We start from the raw sequence: 11,834 nt of genomic DNA, 5'->3' as shown, positions 1-11,834 counted from the left end.
AAATCAAACAGTACAGATCTGTACACTTGCAATAAAAAGAGATAACAAGAGGAAATGATTATGATCGGTAAACTATCTGGTGGTGGAGCCCTTCCTCCGAAAGCAAGCATTAGCCAGCTTATTAAAGGTTTTATTGGCGGTACGCTGGGCATCTTAACCTTGTGCCTATTAGCAGAAAGCTCTGGGTTCCCGTGGTTAATGGCTCCATTTGGTGCGACGTGCGTACTGCTGTTTGCGGTGCCTACATCGCCATTAGCTCAACCGAGAAACGTCATTGCGGGCCACTTTATTTCGGCTGCTGTTGGTCTAATCGCGTTATATGGCTTTGGGGATTCCTATTTAACCATGGCAATCGCCGTCGGCTCATCCATCATGCTAATGCAATACTTTCGAGCGGTTCACCCACCTGCTGGCGCTAATCCGATTGTGATAGCTTTAGCAGGTACTGCGCATGTGGATTGGACGTTCTTATTTACTCCAGTATTAATCGGCAGCATCGCTTTGGTCGGTATTGGTGCGTTATTGAATAACAGCGATTCACAACAAAAATGGCCGTTATACTGGTTTGGTTCATCCAAGTCTTAGTCCGTTGAATTTCAATAGTAAGTAACGATTTTCGTATCCAACTTAAGAGCAAATTGAAAGATCACATTGACCCTTGTATAAAATGGGCTTACTATTAATCGTCTTTTAACGATTATGGAAAGCGAAACATCAATATGAACGAAACTTGCCCTACAACTGGTGGCTGTGCTCTACCAATCGGACATGGTGATACCGAAGCTGAAACGCAAATGGCAGCTCTAGCCAAAGCGCTCGCTCACCCGGCAAGAGTTCGTATATTGAGTATCCTTTCAACGCTAGAAAAATCGGGCGGTTGTTTGAACAGTGACTTGGTTAGCGAATTAGGTTTGGCGCAATCGACAGTATCAGAGCACCTAAGAATCTTGAAAACCTCTGGTTTCATCACTGCTGAATCGATACCACCGAAGATGTGCTACCGCATTAATCGAGATAATATTCAGCAATTTGAGACGCTAATCGACACCATTTTGAAATAGATTTATCGCGCTTAGTTTGTCGAGTACGGAATAAATTAAGCGTATTTTTTTGCTTTCCAATATCGTTTTTCGACGATTAACGATATCAACCAAAGAGAAAATATCATGAAGCCAAAATTAGGTTTTCTAGATCGCTACTTAACGCTGTGGATCTTTATTGCCATGGGTCTTGGTGTACTGCTTGGCATCCTATTCCCACAGATCGAGCAGTGGAATGAATCGATGTCGGTTGGTACCACCAACATTCCGCTTGCGATTGGCCTTATCTTAATGATGTATCCGCCTCTGGCTAAGGTTAACTACAACCTATTAGGCACCGTGGTCAAAGATAAGAAAGCCATCAAACTATCTCTGATTATGAACTGGCTTGTTGGCCCTATTCTGATGTTCGTGTTGGCGCTAACATTCTTAGGTGACCACCCAGGTTACATGGTCGGCGTAATTCTGATTGGTCTTGCTCGTTGTGTGGCGATGGTTCTGGTTTGGAACGACATCGGCGGTGGTAACAAAGAGTACGGTGCGGCGTTGGTTGCCCTAAACAGTGCATTCCAGGTCGTGAGCTACAGCTTTATGGCGTGGTTATTCATCAGCGTTCTACCGCCAGTATTTGGTTACGAAGGCATGTTGGTTGATATCTCGATGATCGACATTGCACACAGTGTACTTATCTACCTTGGTATCCCATTTCTAGCGGGCTTCTTGAGCCGTAAGATCCTTGTGTCGATGAAAGGCGAGCAGTGGTACAACGATGTGTTTATTCCACGCATCTCTCCAATCACACTGATTGCACTACTGGCCACTATCGTTCTGATGTTCAGCCTAAAAGGCGAGATGATTGTTGAACTGCCAATGGACGTATTGTTGATTGCGGTTCCACTGACTATCTACTTCACAGCAATGTTCTTCATCAGCTTCTTCATTGGTAAGAAGATGGGTATTGAATACGACAAGAACGCATCAATTGCATTCACAGCGACGGGTAACAACTTCGAGCTAGCGATTGCCGTAGCAATCTCTGTATTCGGTATCAACTCAGACCAAGCGTTTGCCGGTGTTATCGGTCCACTGATTGAAGTACCTGTGTTGATTTACCTAGTGAACGTGGCGCTTAAGATGAAAGACAAGTACTACAACGGTCAGACGGTTAAACCTAGTGTCTAGCGTCTACATCTAGAGCTAACAAAAAGCAGCATCACATCAAACAGAAAGGCTCACACGTTAAACGGTGAGCCTTTTCTTTATTCAGTTTGATCCAATTTAAGTCTCGTCCAGTTTACGTTTCGTCTAATAAGCCTTTCAATGCTTGTTCAAGCCAAAGTAACGCAGGGCCTTTCGAGCGTGTTTTAGACAAAACAAGATCAACGGGAGGCGACCATGTTTTGTGATCGAATGAGACATTAATCTCCACTAAACGCTGCTTATTCAGCTCCTCTTCGACAAGGTGTTTAGGTAAGTATGCCCAGCCAATATCACTGCCGAGTACCATCTCTTTGATCACAATAAAGCTGTTTGACCACCATACCTTTCCGGCAATCAGCGGAAACTGATCCATCACCTTGCCTTTGTCTCCCCTCAACATTAACTGACGATGCGGGAGTAAGTCAGTGAGTTTCGCCACACCTGTTTTTGCGAGCGCATGACTTGGATGACACACAGCAATAAACGGTAAGTGACCGATAAAGCATGGCTCAGAACCGACATCAAAAGCCAAGTTGGTAAACATCAATCCAATGTCGGCTCTCTCTTCGATAATTAACGGATTGACCTCTGTTGTGGTACACGCAACCAGTTCAACTTCAGTAGCAGGGAATTGTTGACTGAACTGACTAAGGATCTTAGATAAGTTCGGAACCAGTAATGAATCATCTAATGCAATTTTGATGAGCCCCTCTTCACCGCTACCCATCACACTAACCGTCACATTCAGATCTTCAACCTGAAGCACGATCGCTTTCACCTGTTTAAATAACTGCTCGCCTGCTTTGGTTAGTGAAGGCTTTCGAGTCGAACGATCAAAAAGCTCAACATTAAAATCTATTTCAAGATTACTGATGCCTTGGCTTACCGCCGACTGCACCTTCCCTAAATGACGAGCACTGGCAGAAAATGACCCTAATTCAACGGCATACACAAACATTTTCAGCTGTTCAATGTTGTACATTCGGTTTCTCCCAAAACTTATTATCACCATATGTGATAGTAACTATCTTTATATTATCACTTAACTAGATATTATCTAGCCAAGTCATTAGCCCATCGGCGGCTATTTAATCGTAAAGAGAGTTAGAAAAATGTCACATAAAGAACGCATGTTGCACATGGTGCTATTTGAATTGGTTGCTTTGGTTTTGATGGCAGGGCTTGCAACCTATATTACAGGAAACGGCGCAGGCGAAATGGCAGGCTTAGCGCTCGCAATATCATTGATAGCGATGGCGTGGAACTACGTTTACAACTATGGCTACGACAAAATTTACGGAGCAGACCGAAGCAAAAGAACCAAGAAAACACGTGTTCTGCACGGATTAGGTTTTGAGCTTGGCTTAATGACAGTGACTTTGCCTGTCTTGATGTGGGTTCTACAACTCGACTTCCTAACCGTACTGATCATGGACATCGGCCTAGTTATTTTCTTCGTACTTTACGCGATTGCGTTCAATTGGGCGTATGACTCAATCCGAGCTCAATTGGTTTCGAAAGGAAAAGTTGCAGCTCTGGTTTAGAGCGGTAAGTTCGTCTCGTATAACAAGAACATACACCCAAATGAAAACTGCCAAACTACAACATAGTTGGCAGTTTATTCATTTATGCATATAAGCTCATTTGTTAACGCCCTTGTTACATAGCAAAAACATCACACAGCCCTCCCTAATTAAGTCTAATAATCCGCCACTCACGAAGTAGCATCACAAATCCAAACATAAACTCCTCGTACCAGTTGCGCATTCATTTACATATAGGTAGTTTGAGCGGCTTCGCAACCTATCAATTCGAGCAATGACGTTCATGCGAGCATCTTTTCCGAGCAAAAGTGTTCGGATTAACATTTCAAGTGACTTTAATTAACAATTTTATGCTCAAACGCTCACTTTTGATGTTCGTTTATTTTCGAGTTCGCAAATATATGCACAATACACGTGCTAGATAAGCAAAACTAAAAAGGACTCGAACATGACAACAAACAAACACCCTTCTTTATTTGGGCAATGCTTGGCTGAATTTATCGGTACAGGATTACTCATATTCTTTGGCGTTGGCTGTGTGGCCGCTCTGGTATTAACTGGTGCGACATTCGGACAATGGGAAATCAGCATCATCTGGGGCTTCGGTGTTGCGATTGCAATTTACTGTACTGCCGGCGTTTCAGGCGCACACATCAACCCAGCAGTAACGATTGCACTGGCCATGTTCCATGGCTTTGATAAAGCGAAAGTGGTGCCTTACATCATTTCGCAACTGCTTGGCGCTTTCTGCTCTGCAGCATTGGTTTACAGCCTGTACAGCAACCTATTTACTGACTACGAAATCGCACATAACTTCGTTCGTAGCAGCCAAGACGCACTATCAACTGCTGGTATCTTCTCGACTTACCCACATGCTTCACTCTCTTTCTTCGGCGCTTTTGCTGTGGAATTCGTGATTACTGCAGTGTTGATGTTTGCAATTTTGGCGTTAGGTGATGAGAACAATGGCGCATCTCGCGGCGCAATGAACCCTCTACTGATCGGTATTCTTATCGCGGTAATTGGTGGTTCTTTAGGTCCACTGACTGGCTTTGCAATGAACCCTGCTCGTGACTTCGGACCAAAACTGTTTGCTTACTTTGCAGGTTGGGATTTCGCACTAACAGGTGCTCGTGATATTCCTTACTTCATCGTACCAATCCTTGCTCCAATTGCGGGTGCATGTTTTGGTGGCTGGTTGTACCCACGTGTTATCGGTGCTTACCTACCTATTGAAGGCCAAGGCTGCACAATTCCAAACCAATGTGAAACAGAACAAGAAGCTGAACAAGCTCAAGCTTAATCACTAAGCGCCCCTACATTTACTAAAATATAAATAACAAAAGAAAAAGGATTCTTACCATGACCGAGCAAAAATACATTGTTGCCCTAGACCAAGGCACCACAAGCTCTCGCGCTGTAATCCTCGACCACGATGCAAACATCGTAAGCTCTTCTCAACGCGAATTTACTCAGATTTATCCTAAAGCCGGTTGGGTTGAGCATGACCCAATGGAAATCTGGGCAACTCAAAGCTCTACATTGGTTGAAGCACTTGCTAAAGCAGGCATTCGCAGCGACGAGCTAGCGGGTATCGGTATCACTAACCAACGTGAAACCACCATTGTTTGGAACAAAGAAACGGGTAAGCCGGTTTATAACGCCATCGTATGGCAGTGTCGCCGTACAGCAGACATCTGTGAAGACCTTAAAGCACGTGGCCTAGAAGACTACGTACGTGACAATACAGGCTTAGTCCTTGACCCGTATTTCTCAGGTACCAAAGTAAAATGGATTCTAGACAACGTTGAAGGCGCTCGCGAAGACGCAGAAGCTGGCAAACTACTGTTCGGTACAGTTGATACTTGGTTGGTTTGGAAAATGACTCAAGGACGTGTACACGTTACGGATTACACCAACGCGTCACGTACTATGTTGTTCAACATCAACGACCTATGCTGGGATCAGAAGCTACTTGATGAAATGGGCATTCCAGCAGTCATGATGCCAGAAGTAAAACGCTCTTCAGAGGTATACGGTCAAACGAACCTTGGTGGTAAAGGCGGTACGCGTATCCCAATCGCGGGTATTGCGGGTGACCAACAAGCTGCACTTTACGGTCAAATGTGTGTAGAAGCAGGCCAAGCTAAGAATACTTACGGCACGGGTTGTTTCCTTCTAATGAACACAGGCCAAGAGAAAGTAACATCGAAGAATGGTCTACTAACAACGCTAGCATGTGGCCCTAAAGGCGAGCCTGCATACGCGCTTGAAGGTGCGGTATTCATGGGTGGCGCATCTATCCAATGGCTACGTGATGAAATGAAGCTACTGGCTGGTGCAGAAGACTCTGAGTACTTCGCAACCAAAGTAGACTCTTCAAACGGCGTTTACGTGGTTCCTGCATTTACTGGCCTAGGCGCACCCTACTGGGATGCTTATGCTCGCGGTACGATTGTCGGCCTAACTCGTGGTGTTAACTCTAGCCACATCATCCGTGCAACGCTGGAAGGCATTGCTTACCAAACGCGTGACGTACTAGACGCGATGCAAGCGGATTCAGGCATCAAGCTAGCGAAACTACGTGTTGATGGCGGCGCAGTAGCGAACAACTTCCTAATGCAATTCCAATCAGACGTGCTGGATACTGAAGTTCACCGCCCGGAAGTAACAGAAGTAACGGCTCTTGGTGCCGCTTACCTTGCTGGCCTAGCGGTTGGTTTCTGGGACAGCATTGACGAGCTTCAAGACAAAGCCGTTCTTAACCGTACCTTCATGCCACACCACGACGAAGAGAAGCGTAACCGCCGTTACAAAGGTTGGAAGCGTGCTATCAAGTGTGCACAGGTTTGGTCTGAACTGCACGATGACGACGAAGAGTAATCTAAGCGTGAGTTAACAGAGGAGCACGAATAATCCCTTATTAATCGATTCGATTGTTCGAACCTCAGCAAACGAAACTAAAAAGAGCACTATTTTGTGCTCTTTTTTGCGTTTCAGGCTCAAATTCCATGTTTTGAGCAGCGTTTTTGCGGTTTAGACATGATTCCTTACCATCATTACTTCTCTCTTTTCATCAATTCGAGCACAATAGTGTGAGTTTATATTTTCGATTTTGACGCGCTAGAGCCCTTTGCGCGCAGGGAGTGGTAAGTTAAGTGAAGCAGATACCAAGACACCAGCAGATTGTAGATCTGGTAAAAACACAAGGATATGTGAGTACCGATGAGCTCGTTGAAAAGTTCGATGTTAGCCCACAAACCATCAGACGAGACCTCAATGAACTTGCCGATAGCAACAAAATCCGTCGCTATCACGGTGGTGCAACCATTCCTTTAAGCTCAGAAAACACCTCTTATAACACGCGTAAAGCGCTTAACTTCAACGAAAAAGACGTGATCGCCGACGAGCTGGTTAAACATATCCCAGATGGCGCAACCTTGTTCGTTGATATCGGCACCACACCTGAATCGGTTGCTCGCGCACTCAACAAAAACCACAAACAGCTACGAGTTGTGACCAACAACATTAACGTTGCAAGCATCCTTCTACCGAACCCTGAGATCAAGGTTATCTTGGCGGGCGGTGAAGTACGTAACCGCGATGGTGGCATCGTCGGTGAAGCGACACTCGATTTCGTGAAGCAGTTCCGCCTCGATTTCGGTATCTTGGGCATCAGTGGCATCGACTTTGACGGCTCGTTACTCGATTTTGACTACCACGAAGTTCGAGTGAAACAAGCCATCATCGAAAACAGTCGCAGCATCTTCTTAGCCGTCGACCACACTAAGTTTGGCCGTAACGCGATGGTTAAGCTCGGTAATATCTCTCAAGCCCACATGGTGTTTACTAATAAGCAGCCACCAGAAGAGATTCTCAACATCCTTAAAGATTCCGCAATACCATTAGAAGTGATCGATACCGCTCGTCCTATGAGCGAATAACTAAACATAAGAGCTCAGTGACGCCACTTTCTTAAATGATTCACGATTCTTTATAGAAAAGTTAATAAAGTAAAACTTGCTCGCTGTCACTGTCGCTTCTATGCTCGAATTAGACTTATTTGAACCTCTGCCTTCATAAGCAGAGGTTTTTTTATGCCCAAATCACATAAAACGCGCATAAACGAAAATAATAAATGACCGCAAACGAAAGTTCATATAGGATTCAATTATGTTCTAAAATGCTCGTTCGCTCAGAAAGAGGTCAAAACCATGAGTGCTCAACAAAATAATTCAAACAACAGTACACCTTCCACTTTAGACTTGATCGTGATTGGCGGCGGCATCAACGGTGCAGGCATCGCGGCAGACGCATCAGGTCGTGGTCTAAACGTTGGCTTATACGAAGCAAATGATTTCGCATCTGCAACGTCTTCTGCCAGCTCAAAGCTTATCCACGGTGGCCTACGCTACCTTGAACATTACGAGTTTCGTTTGGTTTCGGAAGCACTCGCGGAACGTGAAGTCTTGTTAAGAAAAGCACCTCATGTTGCTCAACCAATGCGTTTCCGTTTACCACATCGACCATTTTTACGCCCGGCTTGGATGATTCGCTGTGGCCTATTCCTTTACGATAACTTGGGTAAGCGCACCACTCTTCCTGGAAGTAAGACCGTCAACTTAGCGAAATCAGGCCTACTGAAACCAGAAATGAAGACAGGCTTCGAATACTCAGATTGCTGGGTTGATGATGCGCGTATGGTGTTGCTCAACGTATTAGCAGCAAAAGAAAACAACGCAGAAGTTCGTAACTACTGCCGAGTTGAAAAAGCGCACCGTGAAGGCGGCATCTGGCATGTGACGATCCTTGATGTGATGACAAACCAGCGTTTTGAACGTAAAGCGAAAGCACTGGTCAACGCAGCTGGCCCTTGGGTTAAGCAGTTCTTTGATGATGGATTAGAGCAAGCTTCGCCTCGTAATATTCGTCTGATCAAAGGCTCTCACATTGTTGTGCCACGTATTCACGACGAACCACAAGCGTACATCCTGCAAAACAAAGACAATCGTATTGTGTTCATGATCCCTTACCTAGATAAGTTCTCGATCATCGGCACTACCGACCTTGAATACAAAGGCGACCCACGTAACGTCGCAATTGATGATGTCGAAGTGGATTACTTGATTGATATTGTTAACCAACACTTTGTTAAACAGCTTGGCCGTGAAGATGTGGTTTGGACATACAGTGGCGTAAGACCGCTTTGTGACGACGAATCGGATTCACCACAAGCGATCACTCGTGACTACACGTTGGAATTGGACGCAGAGCTCGATCAAGCGCCACTGCTTTCGATCTTCGGTGGCAAGTTGACCACTTATCGTAAGCTCGGCGAAGCGGCACTTAAGAAGCTTGAGCCACACCTAACCAACATGGGTGCACCATGGACAGCGAACGACACGCTTCCAGGCGGTAACTTTAGTTGCAGCAGAGAGCAGCTTGCGAAGATGATCCACACTAAATACCCTTGGGCATCTGAAGCGCTATTGCTTCGTTACGTGACTCAATTCGGTACTTACACGTGGAAACTACTGGAAGGCGCAAATAGCGAAGCTGACCTTGGCATTCAATTCTCAAGCGAGGCACATGGCGTTTATCAAGTTGAAATCGATTACTTGATCAATGAAGAGATGGCGATGACAGACGAAGACATCTTGTGGCGCAGAACCAAGCTTGGCCTGTACATGAGTGAATCAGAGCAGCAAGCAGTAACGGATTACCTGAAAGAGAAACTACAAAGCAAGGTAGTGAGCTTTTCTCAAGTAGGCTAACCCCACCAGCCTAAGCATGGTTCAAGAACATACTTAACAACGAAGCTTAGCGTCCCCCGCGCTAAGCTTTTTTATATCCACCCTATTTACAAAACCTTAGTGCTAACTGAGTTTGTCTATATCTACGGTTTCTTGTATCCAAATATTCTTATGCGTTCAGATAGAGACTGGAATGCAGAAACGAAAAAAAACTCCCGAAGGAGTTTTTATTGTCTAAACCTGCAGTAACCGTTTAGCGATCTAACGATTTAACTTAGCTAGTCAGCAAAATTACCAACTCACTAGCCAGTTAAACGAGCATGCAGTGAATCTTTAAGCTCAGAACGATCATGTTTCAATTGGTGCATCGAGCCGTCATCAATGGGTGAATCTTTCAGCTCTAGTTTACGAATCTCTTTATCAAGGTTGTCGTATGTCTTCATATCTGCTGCAAAGCCATCGTCAGTTTTAGCAAGCTCAGCAATTTTGTCTTTCATTTCAGGAAATTCGTGAACAAGAGAGTGATTTTCACCTAGCATAGAAACCTCTTAAGTTGAGTAAAGTGATTGGTAGTACACATTCATTATTTACCTTAGCAAGGGACTCAAATAACAAATGAGATCCAGTACACAGCCTAGAATATAGACAGTTCAGATTCACAAATTTACAACATAAATCGGCAGGGATGCGTTGTTTTACATAGAAGAAAGCCTCACGTAATCGCAAGGCTTTGTAGAAGTGAGTTCTTTATAAGAACAGTGACAGAAATGATAATAACAGCAGCTAAAAAGTATTTTCAAAAAAGGATTAGCTGCTACAACCACCAGAATGAACTCGATTCATTTGATCATGTGAAGACGTGTCAGAGCCTGTCGATTGGCATCCTGCCACGAACAATAGCGTTACAGATAAGATAAGCCATTTCATAATTAATCCTCTTTTAGTCATGACTAAAGCATAGTGCTTTAAAGCGCGGATACCTCAGTCATTAACTAAAGCCTTACCTGCCGATAAAGCCTTAGTTAATGAACAAAGCATCGCTTCATTAATTAACGACCAGTCTCCATGCAAAAAACTTTCACCAAACGAACAAAAAACAGTCACGACTCTCTCTAAGCTTCACAAAAACCAGCGTATCAATTCCTTTAGGTTATTATCTAAATAACATCAATTCATTTTTAGAATCACAACCAAAGCGATACATTAGTGTCATCTCCTAATGACGACCTCAAGGTAAACGACATGAAAAAGACCATTTTAGCAACACTGATTACCATCACATCAATGCAAACAATGGCAGCAGTTGAAGTAACCGACGAAAACTTCGCTCGTGCAGAAAGCGACCTTTACTTCACTCAACAGTTAGAGCATCAACCGGTTAATGTTTTTGAGCATAATCGTGAGAACGTAACGGTAGAGAACCAAATGATTATCCGCTCTAACACCGACCTGCTCTATTCAACCGCGGTTGTCGATGTCTCAGAAGGCGCAACATTCAAACTGGCGGAAGGCGATGCGTACCAGATCATGCATATCTTCAATAACAATCATGATAACCACATGGCCATTTATGGTGGCGAAGAAATTTACATCGACTCAGAAATCGCAGGTTCAGACTACATCTACATACTGATGCGAACTGCAACAAGTGCTGGCGCAGATGAAGCGCATCGACTGCAAGATGCGGCGGTCATTAATGCGAAATCAGCTAAGCCTTTTGAACCTGCTTCAGATTGGGATGATGCATCTCGAGATAACGTCCGAGCAAAATGGGAGAAGCTAGTTAATGACATCAAGACAGAAGAAGCCTTCACACCAAACATCACAGCAACATCAGATAACAAGCAGTTTATGATTGGTACTGCGGTGGGTTGGGCTGGTATGCCGGCAGAGCATGCTGTGTATACATCACGAGCGGGCACAGGTAAAACAGAATGTGCAAACATCACGTTTGAAGCACCCTCATTACGTTATGACGAAGGCGGTTATTGGTCAATTACGGCCTATTCAAGCCAAGGCTGGTTGATGACGAACAACAACAGTGCTGATTCAACGACATCAACACCCAATAAAGACGGTTCTTACACGATCCACTTTGCGCCAAAAGGGCAAACCTGTGACGCTGCAAATAACGTAATTGAAGTAAACGATGATGGCTGGAACTTTGCGGTTCGTGCATACCGTCCTAGTGATGAAGCGGTAGCATCAGGTGAGATGCACAACTTCCCACAGGTCACTGCTCAATAGCGGGGAATAACGACTGAGTTGCGAGTGATTAGTGTTAATTAACTGGCAAT

11 protein-coding genes are annotated in these 11,834 nt (G+C 44.5%); 9 read left to right on the top strand and 2 right to left on the bottom strand.

Annotated features, from left to right (window positions below):
- Nucleotides 1-60: 60 nt before the first annotated feature.
- The 3 genes from AB6E08_RS06800 to arsB all read left to right on the top strand — a co-directional run bounded on the left by AB6E08_RS06800 (nt 61) and on the right by arsB (nt 2,222).
- Complete coding sequence (locus tag AB6E08_RS06800; protein ID WP_065682634.1) at nt 61-585, top strand: HPP family protein; 525 nt, start codon at nt 61-63, stop codon at nt 583-585.
- A 134-nt stretch (nt 586-719) separates the two neighbouring features.
- A complete protein-coding gene (locus tag AB6E08_RS06795; RefSeq protein WP_017102294.1) occupies nt 720-1,061 on the top strand; it encodes a helix-turn-helix transcriptional regulator in 342 nt (113 codons plus the stop codon).
- 105 nt (nt 1,062-1,166) lie between these two features.
- Nucleotides 1,167-2,222 carry an ACR3 family arsenite efflux transporter gene (arsB, locus tag AB6E08_RS06790; protein ID WP_135383588.1) on the top strand — a complete coding sequence of 352 codons (1,056 nt, stop codon included), beginning with the start codon at nt 1,167-1,169 and terminating at the stop codon, nt 2,220-2,222.
- Nucleotides 2,223-2,334: 112 nt separating this feature from the next.
- Here the strand turns inward: arsB and AB6E08_RS06785 are convergent, their stop codons facing one another.
- Nucleotides 2,335-3,222 carry a LysR family transcriptional regulator gene (locus tag AB6E08_RS06785; protein ID WP_371996193.1) on the bottom strand — a complete coding sequence of 296 codons (888 nt, stop codon included), beginning with the start codon at nt 3,220-3,222 and terminating at the stop codon, nt 2,335-2,337.
- A 130-nt stretch (nt 3,223-3,352) separates the two neighbouring features.
- Between AB6E08_RS06785 and AB6E08_RS06780 the strand changes: the two genes are divergently transcribed.
- From AB6E08_RS06780 to glpD, 5 genes are all read left to right on the top strand, one after another.
- Nucleotides 3,353-3,784 (top strand): PACE efflux transporter, encoded by a 432-nt coding sequence (locus AB6E08_RS06780; protein WP_012600123.1) that lies wholly within the window; start codon nt 3,353-3,355, stop codon nt 3,782-3,784.
- Between the two features lie 448 nt (nt 3,785-4,232).
- Entirely contained in the window at nt 4,233-5,087 is an 855-nt protein-coding gene (locus tag AB6E08_RS06775; protein WP_371707135.1) for an MIP/aquaporin family protein, read from the top strand.
- A gap of 59 nt (nt 5,088-5,146) precedes the next feature.
- Nucleotides 5,147-6,667: a glycerol kinase GlpK gene (gene glpK, locus AB6E08_RS06770; protein ID WP_371707136.1), complete on the top strand. Its 1,521-nt coding sequence runs from the start codon at nt 5,147-5,149 to the stop codon at nt 6,665-6,667.
- A gap of 275 nt (nt 6,668-6,942) precedes the next feature.
- Nucleotides 6,943-7,728: a DeoR/GlpR family transcriptional regulator gene (locus AB6E08_RS06765; protein ID WP_017100307.1), complete on the top strand. Its 786-nt coding sequence runs from the start codon at nt 6,943-6,945 to the stop codon at nt 7,726-7,728.
- 270 nt (nt 7,729-7,998) lie between these two features.
- On the top strand, nt 7,999-9,558 hold the full coding sequence (gene glpD, locus AB6E08_RS06760) for a glycerol-3-phosphate dehydrogenase (protein WP_371709871.1): 1,560 nt from the start codon (nt 7,999-8,001) through the stop codon (nt 9,556-9,558).
- Nucleotides 9,559-9,839: 281 nt separating this feature from the next.
- Here glpD and AB6E08_RS06755 read toward each other — a convergent pair whose 3' ends face one another.
- Entirely contained in the window at nt 9,840-10,076 is a 237-nt protein-coding gene (locus AB6E08_RS06755; protein ID WP_004732244.1) for a YdcH family protein, read from the bottom strand.
- Nucleotides 10,077-10,743: 667 nt separating this feature from the next.
- On the opposite strand from AB6E08_RS06755, the gene AB6E08_RS06750 reads away from it, so the two are divergent.
- Nucleotides 10,744-11,784: a DUF1214 domain-containing protein gene (locus AB6E08_RS06750; protein WP_102249469.1), complete on the top strand. Its 1,041-nt coding sequence runs from the start codon at nt 10,744-10,746 to the stop codon at nt 11,782-11,784.
- Nucleotides 11,785-11,834: the final 50 nt, after the last annotated feature.

The organism is Vibrio sp. 10N.247.310.24, from assembly GCF_041467175.1.
Classification (GTDB): Bacteria; Pseudomonadota; Gammaproteobacteria; order Enterobacterales; family Vibrionaceae; genus Vibrio; species Vibrio tasmaniensis_A.
The sequence above is the reverse complement of the archived record's forward strand: the minus strand, read 5'-3'. Positions and strand labels throughout refer to the sequence as shown.

Excerpts from the sequence above, each read along its gene's own strand:
- AB6E08_RS06800 (WP_065682634.1), top strand. The coding sequence starts at position 61 with ATGATCGGTAAACTATCTGGTGGTGGAGCCCTTCCTCCGAAAGCAAGC.
- AB6E08_RS06795 (WP_017102294.1), top strand. The coding sequence starts at position 720 with ATGAACGAAACTTGCCCTACAACTGGTGGCTGTGCTCTACCAATCGGA.
- arsB (WP_135383588.1), top strand. The coding sequence starts at position 1,167 with ATGAAGCCAAAATTAGGTTTTCTAGATCGCTACTTAACGCTGTGGATC.
- AB6E08_RS06785 (WP_371996193.1), bottom strand. The coding sequence starts at position 3,222 with ATGTACAACATTGAACAGCTGAAAATGTTTGTGTATGCCGTTGAATTA.
- AB6E08_RS06780 (WP_012600123.1), top strand. The coding sequence starts at position 3,353 with ATGTCACATAAAGAACGCATGTTGCACATGGTGCTATTTGAATTGGTT.
- AB6E08_RS06775 (WP_371707135.1), top strand. The coding sequence starts at position 4,233 with ATGACAACAAACAAACACCCTTCTTTATTTGGGCAATGCTTGGCTGAA.
- glpK (WP_371707136.1), top strand. The coding sequence starts at position 5,147 with ATGACCGAGCAAAAATACATTGTTGCCCTAGACCAAGGCACCACAAGC.
- glpD (WP_371709871.1), top strand. The coding sequence starts at position 7,999 with ATGAGTGCTCAACAAAATAATTCAAACAACAGTACACCTTCCACTTTA.
- AB6E08_RS06755 (WP_004732244.1), bottom strand. The coding sequence starts at position 10,076 with ATGCTAGGTGAAAATCACTCTCTTGTTCACGAATTTCCTGAAATGAAA.